15 protein-coding genes and 1 riboswitch are annotated in these 15,774 nt (G+C 73.4%); of the genes, 6 read left to right on the top strand and 9 right to left on the bottom strand.

The window, feature by feature from the left end:
* Positions 1–22: 22 nt before the first annotated feature.
* The 4 genes from aztD to H9652_RS16635 all read right to left on the bottom strand — a co-directional run bounded on the left by aztD (position 23) and on the right by H9652_RS16635 (position 3,662).
* A complete protein-coding gene (aztD, locus tag H9652_RS16650) occupies positions 23–1,297 on the bottom strand; it encodes a zinc metallochaperone AztD (protein WP_191797467.1) in 1,275 nt (424 codons plus the stop codon).
* Between the two features lie 135 nt (positions 1,298–1,432).
* Entirely contained in the window at positions 1,433–2,158 is a 726-nt protein-coding gene (locus H9652_RS16645) for an ABC transporter permease (protein WP_191797466.1), read from the bottom strand.
* Positions 2,159–2,163: 5 nt separating this feature from the next.
* On the bottom strand, positions 2,164–2,937 hold the full coding sequence (locus H9652_RS16640) for an ABC transporter permease (RefSeq protein ID WP_318244230.1): 774 nt from the start codon (positions 2,935–2,937) through the stop codon (positions 2,164–2,166).
* An 11-nt stretch (positions 2,938–2,948) separates the two neighbouring features.
* Entirely contained in the window at positions 2,949–3,662 is a 714-nt protein-coding gene (locus tag H9652_RS16635) for an ABC transporter ATP-binding protein (protein WP_191797462.1), read from the bottom strand.
* A gap of 130 nt (positions 3,663–3,792) precedes the next feature.
* Between H9652_RS16635 and H9652_RS16630 the strand changes: the two genes are divergently transcribed.
* Positions 3,793–4,650 (top strand): sensor histidine kinase, encoded by an 858-nt coding sequence (locus H9652_RS16630; protein WP_191797460.1) that lies wholly within the window; start codon positions 3,793–3,795, stop codon positions 4,648–4,650.
* Positions 4,647–5,396 carry a response regulator gene (locus H9652_RS16625; protein WP_191797458.1) on the top strand — a complete coding sequence of 250 codons (750 nt, stop codon included), beginning with the start codon at positions 4,647–4,649 and terminating at the stop codon, positions 5,394–5,396. Before H9652_RS16630 ends, H9652_RS16625 begins: the two co-directional genes overlap by 4 nt.
* Here H9652_RS16625 and H9652_RS16620 read toward each other — a convergent pair whose 3' ends face one another.
* The 3 genes from H9652_RS16620 to H9652_RS16610 all read right to left on the bottom strand — a co-directional run bounded on the left by H9652_RS16620 (position 5,397) and on the right by H9652_RS16610 (position 9,513).
* Positions 5,397–6,746, bottom strand: coding sequence for a hypothetical protein (locus H9652_RS16620; RefSeq protein WP_318244229.1), 1,350 nt, complete (start codon positions 6,744–6,746; stop codon positions 5,397–5,399).
* 164 nt (positions 6,747–6,910) lie between these two features.
* Complete coding sequence (locus H9652_RS16615; RefSeq protein WP_191797454.1) at positions 6,911–8,101, bottom strand: acetyl-CoA C-acyltransferase; 1,191 nt, start codon at positions 8,099–8,101, stop codon at positions 6,911–6,913.
* Between the two features lie 167 nt (positions 8,102–8,268).
* On the bottom strand, positions 8,269–9,513 hold the full coding sequence (locus tag H9652_RS16610; RefSeq protein ID WP_191797485.1) for an acyl-CoA dehydrogenase family protein: 1,245 nt from the start codon (positions 9,511–9,513) through the stop codon (positions 8,269–8,271).
* Between the two features lie 205 nt (positions 9,514–9,718).
* On the opposite strand from H9652_RS16610, the gene H9652_RS16605 reads away from it, so the two are divergent.
* From H9652_RS16605 to H9652_RS16590, 4 genes are all read left to right on the top strand, one after another.
* Complete coding sequence (locus H9652_RS16605; RefSeq protein ID WP_318244228.1) at positions 9,719–11,158, top strand: MFS transporter; 1,440 nt, start codon at positions 9,719–9,721, stop codon at positions 11,156–11,158.
* 58 nt (positions 11,159–11,216) lie between these two features.
* Complete coding sequence (locus H9652_RS16600) at positions 11,217–12,191, top strand: nucleoside hydrolase (protein WP_191797450.1); 975 nt, start codon at positions 11,217–11,219, stop codon at positions 12,189–12,191.
* Between the two features lie 133 nt (positions 12,192–12,324).
* The gene (locus H9652_RS16595; RefSeq protein ID WP_191797447.1) at positions 12,325–13,116 is read left to right on the top strand and encodes a GntR family transcriptional regulator; all 792 of its coding nucleotides are present in this window, start codon (positions 12,325–12,327) and stop codon (positions 13,114–13,116) included.
* Positions 13,117–13,141: 25 nt separating this feature from the next.
* Positions 13,142–14,002: a ribokinase gene (locus tag H9652_RS16590; protein WP_191797445.1), complete on the top strand. Its 861-nt coding sequence runs from the start codon at positions 13,142–13,144 to the stop codon at positions 14,000–14,002.
* Positions 14,003–14,057: 55 nt separating this feature from the next.
* Here the strand turns inward: H9652_RS16590 and H9652_RS16585 are convergent, their stop codons facing one another.
* Positions 14,058–14,477: a VOC family protein gene (locus tag H9652_RS16585; protein WP_191797443.1), complete on the bottom strand. Its 420-nt coding sequence runs from the start codon at positions 14,475–14,477 to the stop codon at positions 14,058–14,060.
* A 168-nt stretch (positions 14,478–14,645) separates the two neighbouring features.
* Positions 14,646–15,377, bottom strand: a complete 732-nt coding sequence (gene pnuC, locus H9652_RS16580; RefSeq protein ID WP_191797441.1) for a nicotinamide riboside transporter PnuC — start codon at positions 15,375–15,377, stop codon at positions 14,646–14,648.
* A 172-nt stretch (positions 15,378–15,549) separates the two neighbouring features.
* Positions 15,550–15,675: riboswitch (FMN riboswitch) on the bottom strand.
* Positions 15,676–15,774 lie beyond the last annotated feature (99 nt).

The following is a 15,774-nucleotide window of genomic DNA, read 5'->3' as shown; positions in this document are numbered from 1 at the left end:
GGAGCGCGCCTCGGGCAGGGGGCTACTCCGGGAGGCCCGAGACCCCCGTCAGCTCGTTGGGGACCACGTCGAGCGTGGTGCTCGCGTAGACCTCGCCGGACTCGACGTCGACCGCGTGCACGGCCTTGGTGGCGGGGTCGGTCACGTACGCGGTGTGGTCGAGCACGAAGAGCGTGGGGCGCGGTGCCTGCCACTCGTCGGGCTCGGTCCAGGCTCCCGTCACGGGGATCGTGCTGGTGATCGCGCCCGTGGCGGGGTCGATGACGCGCAGCGCCCCGTCGGTCCCGAGGACCAGGGCCTCGCCGTGCGGGCCGCGGCCGAGCGAGCGGAACGAGTAGCTCGCGCCCGTCTCGACCAGGGCGATCTGCTTGCTCACGGTGTCGACGAGCGAGACGCGCGTGGGGCGTTCGAGCTCGGCGTCGGGGTCGGTCTTGTAGTCGCCCAGGACGACCGCGGACTCCTCGGACCCGGCCTGGTTGCCGATGCGGCCGTACGCGTCGGCCGACGGGATCTTGGTCAGCTCGCCCCCTGCGTAGACGACCACGCCGTCCTGGCAGCCCACGACCACGGCCTCGTCGGACGCGACGGCCTCGCCGTGCACGCCCGGGCAGGCGTCGGTGCGCGCGATCTCGTGGTGGCCGCTGTCGAGGACGACGACGCTCGACCGGGCGTCCTCGGTGCCGTCGGTGACCAGCAGGTTCCCGTTCTCGAGCTCGACCGCGACGCCGTGGTGCGGCGACGGGGTCGTGTACGTGGTGGTCTTCGGCGTGCCGTCGGCGAGGTCGTGCGGGTCGAACGACTCGACGAGCCCCGAGCCGTCGTTGAACAGGACCGTGCGGCCCGCGTGGCGGACCACGTGCCCGGGGTGGTTCGCGGCGAACTCGACCTTCGTGAAGGCCGGGTCGGACGTGTAGAAGTGCGAGTGGTTGCCGTGCGGCTCGCCCCACGTGCCGAGGTCGAGGACCCGGAACGCGTCGCCCGCGGAGACGATCACGTGGCGCTCGTCGCCCGCGGGGTTGAGGCGCGTGAAGCCGTCGACCGGGAGGTCGGCGACCTGTTCGAGGCTCGTGCCGTCGAGCACGACGACCCCGCCGTCGTAGGTCAGGGCGATGCGCGGGGTGTCGGTCGCGGCCTCGGTCCCGTGGCCGCCGTCCTCGTGCTCGTCGTGCTCGTGGTCGTGCTCTGCCGCGTCGGACGCGGCGGGGGAGCTCTCGCCCGTGGCACAGCCGGCGAGGACGGCGGCGGGCAGGGCGAGGGCGATCCCCAGGGCGAGGCTGCGGTGTCTGGTGCTGGTCATGGCGTCACGGGACCCCGGCGGGTCCCACCGTCCTTCCGGTAGGTGGATGGGTTCCGACGCAGGAGCGGCGGACCTCGCACACCGTAGCAGAGAATGAGAACCACTCTCATTATCATTCATGACCAGCACGTGGACCTACGCGTCGCGCACGAGGAACCGCCACGAGCCCAGGCCGCCGACCGCCACCACCCACGTGAGCGCGACGAGCGTCGCCGTCGGCCCGTCGAGCGCGCCCGGACCGGCGTCGAACCAGGCCGCCGCGGCACGGTCGGGCAACCAGCGCGCGTGCTCGGTCGCGCCCGCGAGCAGCGGGGACACGACGAGGACCAGCGCCAGCACACCGACGAGCGCAGGCACGAGGTGACGCACGAGCAGCGCCACGGCGTGCGAGAACACCCCGATCAGGACGAGGTAGGCCGCGGCCCCCAGGAGCGCGCCCGCTCCGGCGCCGTCCGTCGAGGCGGGCGCGTCGAGCAGGCGCTGCGTGACCGCGGCCGCGGCCACGCACGCGCCGAGCGTCGAGATCGCCGCGAGCGCGACCACCGCGGCCGCCGCGATGCTCTTTCCCGCGACGAGCAGCCCGCGTCGCGGCACCGCGGCCAGGGTCGTGGCGACCTGGCGACCGGCGTGCTCCTGGGAGACCGCCAGCACCCCGACCAGCACGAGACCCGCCACGACGAACGGCACCGTCCGGAGCGTGACGTCGACCGCCGAGGTCGGAAGGTCCTGGTCGGCGGCCGCGCCCGCCTGCGCGGCGGCGATCAGGGCGCCGACGACGACGGTCCCCACGACGGCGAGGACCGTGACGGGCAGCGTGCGCAGCTTGTCGAGCTCTGCGGCGACGACGGGTGGCAGCCCCACGGCCCTCACGCGTCCCGCCGGGAGAACACGGCACCCGCGACCACGAGGAGTGCCAGGGCCCACCCGGTCATGACGAGCGCGCCGGGTCCGGCGGCCAGCCCGCCGGCGACCGTGTCGACGTCCCCGAAGAGCCTGCGCCCGGCCATGTCCGGGAGCCAGTGCGCGACCGGCGTGAGCATCGTGAGCAGGAGCGACACCGACACCAGGGAACTGTTGACCACGAGCACGAGGAGCGGGACGACCCCGCTGCGCGTGAAGACCGTGACGGCCAGGGCGAGGAGCGCGGTGAGGGTCCAGTAGAGGGCCGCGCCGAGGCACCGCCGGACGGCCTCGTCGGCGGGGACGGTCGAGGTCGCGGCGTCGCCGATGATCGCCTCGGCGAGGGTGACGCTCGCCGGGATCGCCACCGCCGCGGTCGCGAGCACGAGGAGGACGACCGCGGCGGCCTTCGCGACCAGGACGCCCACGCGGCGCGGGACGGCGACGAGCGTCGTGCCGATCTGCCGCCCGCCCCCGGCGTCGGGGCTGTTCGCGGTGAACTCGCTGCTCATCGCGACCACGCCGATCACGACCGCCCCCACGGTCCCGATCGGCATGGACGCGAACGCGGTGTCGAACGCGGAACCGTAGCCCGAGTCCTCGGGGCGTCCGGCGAGGAGCGCGTCGCGGACGCCGACCGCGTTGAGCAGGGTCAGTGCGCCCGCCCCGAGGACGGCGACCGCCGCCCCGGTCCACACCGCGGGGAGCGCCGAGAGCTTCTGCAGCTCTGCGGCGAACACGCTCCACGCCCTCATCGGACCGTGTCCCGGCCGTCGCTCGTGAGCGCGAAGAACGCGTCCTCGAGGGTTTCGTAGCGGCGGGTCACGTCGTCGAGCGTCCCGTCCGCGACGACGCGCCCGCCCGCGATGATCACGAGGTCGTCGGCGATGTCGGCGACCTCGCCCATGAAGTGGCTCGACAGCAGGACCGTGCCGCCCGCGTCCGCGTGCGCGCGGAGCAGGCCACGGATCCACCGGATGCCCTCCGGGTCGAGCCCGTTGACGGGTTCGTCGAGGACCAGGACCTCGGGCTCGCCCAGCAGCGCGCACGCGAGCCCCAGGCGCTGCCCCATCCCCAGGGAGTAGCGCCCCACGCGCGTCCGTGCCGACGCCGTGAGCCCGACCTGGTCGAGCACGTGGTCGACCCGCCGCTGCGGGATCCCGTTGCTGCGCGCGACCCAGGAGAGGTGGTTGCGGGCCGTGCGGGAGCGGTGCGCGCCTGAGCCGTCGAGCATCGACCCGAGGGTGCGCAGCGGGTCGCGCAGGGACCGGTAGGACTGACCCGCGACGAGGGCGCGCCCCTCGTCGGCCCGGTCCAGGCCGAGGAGGATGCGCAGGGTGGAGGACTTGCCGGCGCCGTTCGGCCCGAGGAATGCGGTCACCCGGCCCGATCGGGCCTCGAAGCCGACGTGGTCGAGGACGGTGCGGGAGCCGTGGTGTTTGACGAGGTGCTCGATGGTCAACATGTCCACAGTCCAGCCGTCGGGGGCGCGCAGGTCATCGGGCCAGGGGCCGGACCTGCGGCCCGGCGTCCGACCCCGGTCCCTCGGACCGTGGTCCGATGTGCGCGACGCGGCGGATCCCTAGACTCCGGGGGTGGAGACGACTGCCCGACCCGTGCTGCGATCTCGCGTGTGGCCTCTCGCCGGTGGCCTCGTGGGCGTCCTCGTCCTCGTGCTCGCGACCCTCGGCGTCGACCGTCCGGTGACGGCCCTCGTCGTCCTGCTCGTCGCGACCGCCACCACGGCAGGCGTCCTGGCCTGGGCACTCGTCCGGTCCCGGCGCGAACGCCGCGCCTACGAGGACGACCTGACGGCCTGGGCGGCGGAACGGGCCGCGCAGGGCGAGCGCCTGCGCATCGCCCGCGACCTGCACGACCTCGCCTCGCACGGCCTGGGCCTCATCACGGTGCGCGCCGCAGCGGCGCGCACCGTGTCCGGGCCCGACGGCGAGGCCGAGCGGGCCCGAGCCCTCGCCGACATCGAGCGAGCGGGTCGGGACGCGACCACGGAGCTGCGCAGGATGCTCACGGTCCTGCGCAGCCCGGGCGACGACGCCCCGCTGCGTCCCGCGGAGATGCTCGACGACCTCCCGCAGATCGTCGAGAGCGCCCGGTCCGCGGGCCTGGACGTCGCGCTCGATGCCGAGGACCTCACGGTGTCGGCCGGGGTGGGGCTCGCCGTGTGCTCGGTCGTCCGTGAGGCCCTCGCGAACGTCCTGCGGCACGCAGGCCCGACCCGGGCCCAGGTCGTCCTCGGCCACGACGCCGCGGGGCTGCGGCTGGTCGTCGAGGACGAGGGGCCCGTCGCCGGGTGGGTGCCACACCCGGGGGCAGGGGTCGGGCTCGCAGGCCTGCGCGAGCGGGTCGCGACGCTCGGCGGCTCCCTCGCCTCGGGCCGCTGCGGGCGCGGGTTCCGTGTCGAGGCCGTGCTGCCGGACGGTGGGCGGTCGTGACGACGTCGGGCTCCGCGACCACCGTGGCGCCGGTGCGGGTCCTCGTCGTGGACGACCAGCCGCTGATCCGCCACAGCCTGCGGCTCGTCGTCGACGGCGCGGGCGACCTCCTGGTCGTGGGCGAGGCGAGCTCAGGTGAGGCCGCGGTCGAGACCGCTCGCCGGACCCGCCCCGACGTCGTCCTCATGGACGTCCGCATGCCCGGCGGCGACGGGATCGACGCCACGCGCCGGATCGTGGCGGACCCCGACCTCGCGGCGACCCGCGTCCTCGTGCTCAGCATGTTCGAGCTCGACGAATACGTCCACGGCGCCCTGCGCGCGGGGGCGAGCGGCTTCCTGCTCAAGGACGCGGAGCCCGCGAGCCTCGTCGACGCCGTACGGCGTACGCACGCGGGCGAGTCGTTGTTCGCCCCGGCCATCCTCACCCGGATCGTCGCGCACTACCTCGACGGCGGGCCGTCACGCACACCTGCGACACCCCAGGGGCTCACGAGCCGGGAGGTCGAGGTGCTCGCGCTCGTGGGCCGCGGGCTGTCCAACCAGGAGATCGCGCAGCGGCTGACGATCTCCATGGGGACCGTCAAGACCCACATCGGCAACCTGCTCGCCAAGCTCGCCGCCCGTGACCGGGCCCAGCTCGTCATCGCGGCGTTCGAGCACGGGCTGGTCGCTGCCGACCGTCCTGACCGGTCCACCTCGCCGGGACGCCCGACCCGGATCGTGGGCCGGGCGACGGGGGCCTGATCAGGCGTTCGCGACCGGCCCGGGGTCTGGCTGCGACACGGGCGGTACGGGCGGCTCTGACGGCTCTGCCTCGACGGTCGACGGCGCGCCCTCCGGCGCCCTGCGTCCCAGCTGGACGAGCCGGAACACCGCCCCGACGAGCAGCACCACGAGCGCGACGTTGCGGACGGCCGCGAGGAGCACGATCCACGGCGTGCCGACCATGAACTCCCAGTACGCGATCGGGTAGAGCACCTGCGTCAGCGCCGCGGTTCCCAGGACGGCGAGGGCGGGCGGTGACCAGACCGACCGTGCGCCCGGCCCGGCGAGCGCGATCGCGACGGCGACCGGCGGCCCGATCCACGCGACGAACTGCGGCGAACCCACCTTGTTGAACACGATGAGACTCAGCAGCAGCGCCGTCACCGCAAGGAGGAACACGTCGGTGCGGACCTCGGGTCGGCGGCGGACGGCCCACCAGGAGGTCGCGGCGATCGCGACGACGGCCAGGGGCAGCAGCACGTCGAGGAGCCGACCGGTCGTGGTCGTGCCGGGGCCGAGGATCTCCAGGGTGCGGATGTCGGGGTTCATCCAGACCCGAAAGCGCGGGTCGACGAGCCGCAGGACGCTGAACGGGGTGGCGAAGACCGACTCGGACTGCAGGCCGCGCGAGTCCTGCGTGCCGAACACCCCGAGGACCCGCGCGCCCGAGCCGCCCGCGAGGGCGAGCGCGACGACCACGACGCTGACCGCCGCACCGGGCAGGACGACGGTGCGCCACGGGCGCCTCGCGGTCGTCAGGAGCGCGACGACCACGGCTCCCGGCGCGATCTTGACCCAGGCGCCGAACGTCGCGATCGCCGTCGCGACGGCGGGCCGGCGGACCGCGACCGCGAGCGAGACGACCAGCAGCGCCCCGGCCACGCCGTCGAGTCGCCCCAGGAAGATCGGCCCCAGCGCGACGAGGAACAGCAGCCACCACCAGGCCGCGACCCGGCCGCGACCGGGCAGGCGTGCGAGGAACCAGAGCGCGACCGCGTCGAGCACGACGATCAGGGCCAGGAACTGCGCGTAGTACGCCTCGAACGACGAGCCGACGAAGGCGGGGGCGGAGACCGGCAGCAGGGCCCCCACGGGGTAGACCCAGTCGTAGTCGAGCACGGGCCAGATCCCGCGGTCCCAGCCGGCGCGGGCCCAGTACCAGTAGAGCTGGACGTCGCCCGAGATCCGGTACCCCCAGGTCAGGGCGTCGACGATCAGCCAGGCGTGCACGAGCACGAAGCCCGCGACCAGGGCCCAGGGGGAGCGCAGCGCCCAGGCGAGGAACCGGCGTCCGGTCGAGGCGGGCCGGGCGGCGGTGGTCTCGGGCACGGGCTCATCGTCGCACGACGGCGCCACGCGCGTCGGGCGAGGGGCGCGCCGTGGACGGGGGCGCCGTCGGGCACGACGAAGCGGCCCGCCCGGACGGAGAGGAGGCCCGGGCGGACCGCTGGTCGCGCGGTGAGGCAGCATCGCGCGACCCGAGGAGGAACGACTCAGGCGCGCAGGATCAGCGCGTCGCCCTGACCGCCGCCGCCGCACAGCGCGGCGGCGCCCACGCCGCCCCCGCGGCGCTGGAGGGCGAGGGCCAGGTGCAGGGCCAGGCGGGCGCCCGACGCGCCGACCGGGTGGCCCAGGGCGATCGCGCCGCCGTCGGCGTTGACGACCACGGGGTCGATCCCGAGGTCGGCGACCGACTGGAGCGCGACGGCCGCGAAGGCCTCGTTGATCTCGACGAGGTCGAGCTCGTCGGCCTTCATGCCCTCGCGCTCGAGCGCGCGGGTGATCGCACGGGCAGGCTGGGAGTGCAGCGAGTTGTCGGGGCCCGCGACCTGGCCGGCGGACCCGATCTCGGCAAGCCAGGTGAGGCCGCGCGAGACCGCGAAGGCCTTGCTGACGACGACGACCGCCGCGGCGCCGTCGGACAGCGGGGACGACGAACCGGCCGTGATGGTGCCGTCCTTCACGAACGCGGGACGCAGTCCGGCGAGCGCCTCGACCGTGGTGCCGGGGCGGATGCCCTCGTCCTCGGCGACGACGACAGGCTCGCCCTTGCGCTGCGGGACCGTGACGGGCGCGATCTCCTCGGCCAGGCGGCCCTCCGCGCGGGCCGCGGCGGCGAGGGCGTGCGAGCGGGCCGCGTACTCGTCCTGCTCGGCGCGGCCGATGCCGCGCGTCGCGCACCCGCGGTCGGTGGCCTCGCCCATGATCTGGCCGTCGAACGGGTCGCGCAGGCCGTCGTGCGTGAGCGAGTCCGCCATGGTCACGTCGCCGAACGCGAAGCCCTTGCGCGACCCCAGCACGAGGTGCGGCGCGTTCGTCATGGACTCCTGGCCGCCCGCGACGACGACCGACGCCTCGCCCGTGCGGATCAGGCGCGCGGCGTCGATGATCGCGGTCAGGCCCGACAGGCACAGCTTGTTGATCGTGACGGTCGGGACGTCCCAGCCGATCCCGGCGGCGATCGCGGCCTGGCGGGCCGGGCCCTGCCCGCCGCCCGCCTGGATGACCTGGCCCATGATGACGGCGTCGACGTCGGTCGCCTCGATCCCGGCGGCGTCGAGCGCGCCGCGGATCGCGTGCGCGCCCAGCTCGTTCGCGGACAGCGCCGCGAGCGCGCCCTGGAAGCGCGTGAACGGCGTGCGTGCGCCGTGCAGGAGGACGGGGACGTGGGCGTCGTTGCTCATGAGGTGCTCCGTGGGAAGGGTGTGGCCCGGCGCCGCGTGTCAGGTGGTACGAGGAGGTGCCAAGGGGAAGTTGGCTGCGGCGCCGGGTGGTCTGTGGGCGGGCGGCCGTGGGGCTGCTCGCGAGAGGTGCGGCGCTCCCGGTACGGGGGAGCGCCGCCGGTGAGGGGCTACGCGAACGCGGAGACGCCCGTGATGTCGCGGCCCACGATGAGTGCCTGCACGCTCTCGGTGCCTTCGTAGGTGTGCAGGGCCTCGACGTCCGCGAAGTGCCGAGCGACGCGGTTCGCGAGCAGGATGCCGTTGCCGCCGAGCATGTCGCGCGCGCTCGCCGCGATCTCGCGGGCGCCGCGCGTGCACGTGTACTTGGCGATCGAGGCCTGCGGGCCGCTCAGCGTGCCCGCCTCGTCGAGGCGCGTCATCTGCGCGACGAGGAGCTGCATCTGGGTGAGGGTCGAGAGCATGCGGGTCAGGCGCTCCTGGACCATCTGGTTCGCGGCCAGCGGGCGCCCGAACTGGACGCGCTGCTTCGCGTAGGCGACGGCCGTCTCGTAGCACGCGGTCGCATGCCCGACGGCGGACCACGCGACCCCGAGGCGCGTCGCCTGGAGCACCCGGCCGGTGTCCTTGAACGACCGACCGCCCGGGAGCATGGCCGGGGCCGGGACGAACACGTCGGTCAGGACGATGTGAGCCTGCCAGATCGCGCGCAGCGAGACCTTGCCCTCGATGGTCGTGGCCGCGTATCCCGGGGTGTCCTGGGGGACGAGGAATCCGTGGACCTGGTTGTCGCCGTCGTCGCCGACGAGACGCGCCCAGAGGACGGTGATGTCGCCGCACGACCCGAAGCCGATCCACTTCTTCTCGCCGTCGATCACGTAGCCCTCGACGCCGTCTCGGGTCTCGCGGCGGGCCGTGGTCTCGAGCGAGACCGAGTCGGAGCCGTGCGTGGGCTCGGTCAGGGCGAACGCGCCGAGCTTCTCGCCGCGGGCGAGGGGGCCGAGCCACTCGGCCTTCTGCTCGTCCGAGCCGAGGAGCTGGATCGAGCGGAGCGCGAGGCCGCCCTGGACGCCGCAGATCGTGGCGACCGAGCCGTCGCCGCGCGACATCTCCATCTCGGCGAGGCCCGCGCCCATGAGGCTGATCGAGGGGGAGCCGGGGACGTCGACGCCGTCGCGCAGGAAGTCGAGCTCACCCATGCGCTTGGCGAGGCCGAACGGGACCTCGGCGCGCTCCCAGTACCCGTCGATCACGGGCAGGACCTCGTCCTGGACGAACGTGCGGACCCGCTGCTGGAGGTCGCGGTCGGCGGGGGTCGCGTCCGAGAACGCGCCGGCGTAGTCGATGTCGAGGGGCTGCGACAGGTCGTAGTCCGGCTCGGTCACGTTGCGGCGGACGGGGTTCTCGATCGTCATGGGGGTGCTCCCGGGCTCGGGCCGGACGTCGGTGTCGGGCGATGCTCCCATGGTGCTTGATATTGCGTCTCAGGTCAAGAGACGGGGTATCAAAGAGGCGTCCTTGACCTGTCCGGCAGAGAGGTATAACGTCATCGTCACTTGTTATACAACCTCTCGTCGTCGGCTACGGTGCCGACGACCGGTCGCAGACGAAGGAGTTCTCGTGACTGAAGTACGAACGGCCGGCGCGCAACGCAGCGCCCAGGACCTGACCCCCTCCGGGGGAGTCCCGATCACCGGACGCAAGGCGGTGGCGCTCGTAGCGGTCCTGCTGCTGGGCGTCCTGGCCTTCCAGCTCAACGCGAGCATGGTGACCCCGGCGCTCCCGCACATGGCGGTCGAGCTCGGCGTCTCGGCGAGCCAGATCGCGCAGGTGTCCTCGCTCTTCTTCCTCGCCGGCTCGGTCGCCGGGATGGTCCTGGCACGATGGGCCGACTTCATCGGTCGGCGGCGCGTGCTCGTCATCGTCCTGTGCGTGCTGGCCGTGGGCACGCTGCTGTGCCTGTTCGCCCCGAGCCTTCCCGTCCTCCTCGTCGGGCGTGTCCTGCAGGGTGCCTCGGCAGCGACGTTCCAGCTCGCCTACGTGATCCTCAGCGAGGCGATGGCCGTGAAGGTCTTCGGCGTCACGCTCGGCATCATCACCGCGGTCAACGGGGGCGTCGGAGGCATCGACGGCTGGGTCGGCGGGCTGCTGACCGACGCCTACGGCTACCGGTCGATCTTCCTCGTGGTGCTCGTCGTGGGACTCGTGGGCCTGGTCGGTGTCCTGGCCGTGGTGCCCAAGGTCGACCCGCCGCGCGCCGAGAAGGGATCGATGGACTGGGCCGGCGCCGCCGCGCTGTCCGTCGGCCTGATCGGCATGACGTACTTCGTCTCGCAGGGGTCGGCGCTCGGTTGGCTGTCGCCCGTGGCGCTCACGTTCCTGGCGGTCACGGCGGTCGCGCTCGGTGTCTTCTGGCGCCTCGAGAAGCGCCACGCATCCCCGCTCATCGCGGTGCAGCACCTGCGCTCGCGTCAGGTCTGGCCGCTGATCGCGACGACGACGCTCGCGCTCGCCGGGATCTTCGCGGTGATCAACTTCAGCGTCGTCCTCCTGAGCCAGGGCGGGGCGCCCGGCTTCGAGATGACCGCTTCCCGCTCGGCCCTGGTCTACCTCATGCCGGCAGCGCTCATCGGGGTCGTGACCGCGCCCGTGGCGGGCTGGCTCGCGGGACGCTTCGGGTGGATCAAGGTGCTGCGCGTCGGGATGACCATCAGCCTCGTGGTGCTCGCGGTCGTCGCGACGCTGACCTTCAACCCGTGGGTCGTCGCCGCGATGGTCGCCGTCCTGGGCATCAGCTACAACGGCCTGGTCCTGACGACCGTCAACGGGTTGGGAGTCCTCCTCTCGCCGCGGGAGGCCCCGTCCGCGCTCCCCGGGCTGAACGGTGCCTCCTTCGGGCTCGGCGCGAGCATCGGCATCGGCGTCGTCGCCCCCTTCATCGCGCGCGGCACGAGCGCCGGGTACACGACCGGCCTGTGGATCTCGGTCGGCATCACGGCCCTCGCGCTGGTCGCGTCGTGGTTCATCGCCCCGCGCCCCGAGGCGGACGCGCCCGCATGAACGTCCGCACCGCGCCCCGCCACGCCCCCGACCCATCGATCCCCCGACCGGAGAACTCATGAACCCCTCTCGCCAACCCCTCTACCTGGACTGCGACACGGGCGTCGACGACACCCTCGCCCTGGCCTATCTGCTGGCCTCGCCGGAGATCGACCTCGTGGGCGTCGGCACCGTGAGCGGGAACGTCGCCGCGGCCCAGGCCGCCCGCAACACGCTCGACCTCCTGGACCTCGCCGGTCGTCAGGACGTCCCCGTCGCGCTCGGCGCCCACGACCGGCTGACGAGCACCTACGGCGGAGGGGTCCCGCACATCCACGGGCACAACGGGGTCGGCGACGTCGACCTCCCGCAGTCGCAGCGTCAGGTCGAGGGGCAGGACGCCGCCGCCTTCCTCGTGGACCTGGCCCGGGCGCACGAGGGACGTCTCCGGATCGTCGCCGTCGGCCCGCTGACCAACCTGGCGAAGGCTCTCGAGCTCGAGCCGGCGCTGCCCGGCATGGTGCGCGAGGTGACGATCATGGGTGGGGCCGCGCTGGTCCCCGGGAACGTCAGCGCGGTGGCCGAGGCGAACGTCGCGGGGGACCCCGAGGCCGCGGCCCTCGTGCTCGCGGCACCGTGGGACGTCACGCTCGTGCCGCTGGACGTCACCATGGAGAACACGTTCGAGGAGGAGCACCGGCAGGCGCTGCTCACGTCGGGCGACCCGTTCGTGGAGACCGTCGGGCGCATCCTCGACGTCTACTTCGACTTCCACGTCCCCGAGCTCGGTCGGCGCGCGTCCGCCCTGCACGACCCGCTCGCGGCGGCCGTCGCCGTCGGGGGCGTCCTTCCGTCGTCGGCCCCTCGCGTGCCGGTCGTGGTCGACGCGCCCGGCGGGCCCGGCCGCGGGCAGACCCTCTGCGACCTGCGCGGACAACGGCTCGGCCAGGTCGACCACCCGGGAGCACGGGTCCGGGTCGTGCTCTCGACGAGCGAGCCGCTCGCCCCGCACCTCGTCGACCGGCTGCTCCAGCATGCGAGCGTGTCCGCCTGAGCGCACGGCATCTCGTGCGTGCGTGGCCCTGCGGGGGTCGCGCACGCACGGACCGGTACCCGCGCACGGGCTCGGCACGTCCGCGCACCACTAACCTGGCGAGGACGCCGACTCCTGCCGCTGGAAGGACACCATGACCACGACCGACACCCCCGAGGCCTTCGCGCGACCGGTCACGGCGGCTCCCGGACAACCTCTTCGCGTCGCGGTCTACTCACGGCTCGCGGACGCCATCCGGTCCTCCGAGTTCACGCTCGGCTCGCTGCTCCCGAGCGAGACCGAGCTCGGGACGATGCTCGGCGTGAGCCGGACCGTCGTCCGGGAGGCCCTCATGCTGCTCGAGGAGGACGGCCTGATCGTGACGCGCCGAGGTGTCGGACGGACGGTCGTCAACAGGCTGCCGAGCGTCGGGCTGGAGCGTCTGCGGACGTTCGAGCAGGTCCTGTCGACGTTCGACGAGCCCGTGCGCATCGCGACCCACGAGTTCGGCCTCCAGCCCACGACCGACTTCACGTCGCGAAAGCTGGACGTGGACGCCGCCGCGAACATGTGGTTCCGGGAGTCGGTCGCCTATCGAGGAACCGACCCGGTCGCGATCATCCAGGAGCACCTCCCGGCCGGCCGCTACCTCTCCGACGTGTCCAGGGAGCTCGCGGCGCGCGTCGAGGGCTACGCCGAGCAGGAGGGCACGTTGCTGCGGCTCATGGTCGCGGACCTCGGCCCCGTCTTCGAGGCGGCCGAGTGCGACGTCGCCGTCGGGACGGTCGGGGCCACCCGAGGGCAGCTTCTCGGCCTCAAGGCCAAGGACCCCGTGCTCGTCCTGACCCAGACCGCCCAGCTCTCGGGCACCCCCGCCTACCTCGCCAAGGTCGTCGTGTCGCCCGCGGCGGGGCCGCTCGCGATCGTCCAGACGTCCTCTGCCTGACCCCCCACCCTTCGAAGGAGCCCTCGTGCCGACCGCACCCGCGTTGCCCCGGATCCTCGTCCTCGGCAGCATCAACCATGACGTCACGGCCCGTACCGACCGTCTCCCCGGGCCCGGGGAGACGGTCGGCGGTGGCGTGCTGTCCGCCCAGCCGGGAGGCAAGGGCGCGAACCAGGCCGTCGCGGCGTCCCGGCTCGGGGCGCCCACCCGCATGGTCGGGGCGGTCGGCACGGACGGCGCCGGTCAGGGCCTCGTCACGGCGCTCGCGGAGGCAGGGGTGGGGACCGACGACGTCGCGCGCGTCAGCGCCCCCACGGGGACGGCGCTCATCGTGGTCGACGCCGCTGGCGAGAACCAGATCGCGGTCTGCGCGGGAGCCAACGGCGACGTCCGCCTGCCGTCGTCGGGGTTCGGCGGTTCCGACGTCCTCCTCGCGCAGCTCGAGATCCCGCTCGACGTCGTCGTCGCAGCAGCGAGGACCTTCCCCGGCTACGTCGCGCTCAACGCCGCGCCGGCGCGCACCCTGCCCAGCGAGCTGATCGACCGTGCGGACCTCGTCATCGTCAACGAGACCGAGTACGCGGCGATGCCGGAGGTGGCGTCGGCGCGGCGCGTGGTGGTCACCTACGGCGGCGACGGGGCGGCCCTGGTCGAGCACGGGGTGGAGACGCTCCGTGTGCCGGCCTACCGCACCGAGGTCGTGAACAGCGTCGGGGCGGGGGACGCCTTCTGCGCCGCCCTGACGCTCTCCCTCGCGGCGGGCCTGCCCGCGGACCATGCGTTGCGCCTCGCGTCGGCCGTCGGGTCGGACGCCGTCTCGCACGAGGCGTCGCAGCCGCCCTTGCTGTCGTGGGACGACTACCGCCGCCGCACGTCCGCGGGGTGAGGCGTCCGGGCGGTGCAGGGCGCCGGAGCGGCCTCAGCCTCGCGCGGGGAGCGCGTCAGCCCTGCGCGGCCGCGATGTTGACGAGCCAGCTCACGCCGAACCGGTCGACGCACATGCCGAAAGCGTCACCCCACGGCGCGACCTCGAGCGGCACGGTCACGGTCCCGCTCGACGACAGCTTGTCCCAGTAGCCGCGCAGCTCGCCGTCGTCGGCCTGCTCCCCGCTGAGCGACACCGAGATGCTGGAGCCCGACGAGTACTCCATCGAGCTCGGGGTGTCGGCGGCCATGAGCACCAGGCCGTTCGGCGCCTCGAGCTGGGAGTGCATGACCTTGTCCGCGTCGGCCGGGTCGTCGGCCGCCTGGAAGTCGGCGAACGTGCTGATCGTCAGCTCGCCGCCGAACACGTCGCGGTAGAACTCGATCGCTGCGCGGGCCTCGTCCCGGAAGTTCAGGTACGGGTTGAGTCGAGTCATGGTGTCGCCTTCTCCGTCGCAATCCTCTGCGTTGCCGCGTCGTCCCCGGCTACGGCCTGCCATCGGGCCTGAGCCGGCCCGGACGTGGTGCGCACCGCGCGAGCAGGGGCGCACCTTCGAGTATCCGCCCGGAGCACCGGGACGCAAGAGGTGGCGCGTCGGGCCTGATCAGGCCTGCCCGCCGGACGAGGCCGTGGGAGACGCGGCGGCGGAGGTGCCCGCGAGGAGCAGTGCCTTCGAGCGCCGGTCGATGCGCCACCACACGAAGAACCCCACGAGCGTGAACGCCCCGTAGAACACGTACATGAACGCCGACGCGTAGAACCCGGCGTCGATCAGCAGGGGCACGCCCACGATGTCGACCGCGACCCAGATCAGCCAGAACTCGACCCAGCCCTTGGCCATGCCGTACGTCGCGAGCAGCGAGCCCATGAAGATCCAGGCGTCGGCCCACACGGGCTCGTACGACTCCAGGGCGCGGAAGATCGGGGTCAGGAGCGCTGTCCCGGCCACGAGCGCGACGACCAGGAAGGCGCGCTGTCGCCACGAGGCCCAGCGCGGCTCGACCGCCACGCCGTGGCTGTCGGCGTCCGCGTCGCCGAGGCGGTCGCGCGTCCGGCGCCACTGCACCCACCCGTACACCGACACGACGACGAACATGACCTGCCGCCCGGCCTGACCGAGCAGGTTGACGGGGTTGGGCGTCGCGAACACGGCCCCGAGGAACACCGTGAGCAGCAGGAGGTTCCCGACGATCCCCACGGGCCACGCCCAGATCTTGCGACGCATGCCGCCGAGCGCGGACGCGAGCCCGAACCCGTTGCCCACGATCTCGCGCCACAGCAGGTGCTGGTCACCGATCGTGAGCTGCGCGTCGAAGAGCGCGTGGATCAGGTCCATGGGGTGTTTCCTCGTCGTCCCGGGCACGTCGGCTCCGGGGTGAGGGCGGGCGGCGGGTCGGGACCCTGTCCGGGCGGCCCGACGGCGTCGCTCACCACGACGAGACCGGTCCCGTCGGTCGCGATCGGGCTCGACGGATCGTCATGCCCGACCCGGCCGGGACGGCCGCGCCGCACGTGCTTCCTCCCATCCGGACTTTCACCGTCGGTCCTGGAGTTCCACCAGGTCAACCGCGCGTGGGCGCGGGTCGCGGACTGTCACCGCCGGCTCGGAATTGCACCGACCCCGGAGCACGTTCGTGCGTACTGCTTGCTGTGTGCTGCAACCTCTGATGCTACTCGCGCATTCCCGGGGCCCGTCAGTGCGGTGCTGAGTGCGTGATTCGGCAGCGACACGC

This window comes from Oerskovia rustica (assembly GCF_014836555.1).
GTDB lineage: Bacteria > Actinomycetota > Actinomycetes > Actinomycetales > Cellulomonadaceae > Oerskovia > Oerskovia rustica.
This window is presented reverse-complemented; position numbering and strand designations above follow the sequence as displayed.

Excerpts from the sequence above, each read along its gene's own strand:
- pnuC (WP_191797441.1), bottom strand. The coding sequence starts at position 15,377 with ATGGACCTGATCCACGCGCTCTTCGACGCGCAGCTCACGATCGGTGAC.
- H9652_RS16595 (WP_191797447.1), top strand. The coding sequence starts at position 12,325 with ATGACCACGACCGACACCCCCGAGGCCTTCGCGCGACCGGTCACGGCG.
- H9652_RS16610 (WP_191797485.1), bottom strand. The coding sequence starts at position 9,513 with ATGACGATCGAGAACCCCGTCCGCCGCAACGTGACCGAGCCGGACTAC.
- H9652_RS16600 (WP_191797450.1), top strand. The coding sequence starts at position 11,217 with ATGAACCCCTCTCGCCAACCCCTCTACCTGGACTGCGACACGGGCGTC.
- aztD (WP_191797467.1), bottom strand. The coding sequence starts at position 1,297 with ATGACCAGCACCAGACACCGCAGCCTCGCCCTGGGGATCGCCCTCGCC.
- H9652_RS16635 (WP_191797462.1), bottom strand. The coding sequence starts at position 3,662 with ATGTTGACCATCGAGCACCTCGTCAAACACCACGGCTCCCGCACCGTC.
- H9652_RS16615 (WP_191797454.1), bottom strand. The coding sequence starts at position 8,101 with ATGAGCAACGACGCCCACGTCCCCGTCCTCCTGCACGGCGCACGCACG.
- H9652_RS16585 (WP_191797443.1), bottom strand. The coding sequence starts at position 14,477 with ATGACTCGACTCAACCCGTACCTGAACTTCCGGGACGAGGCCCGCGCA.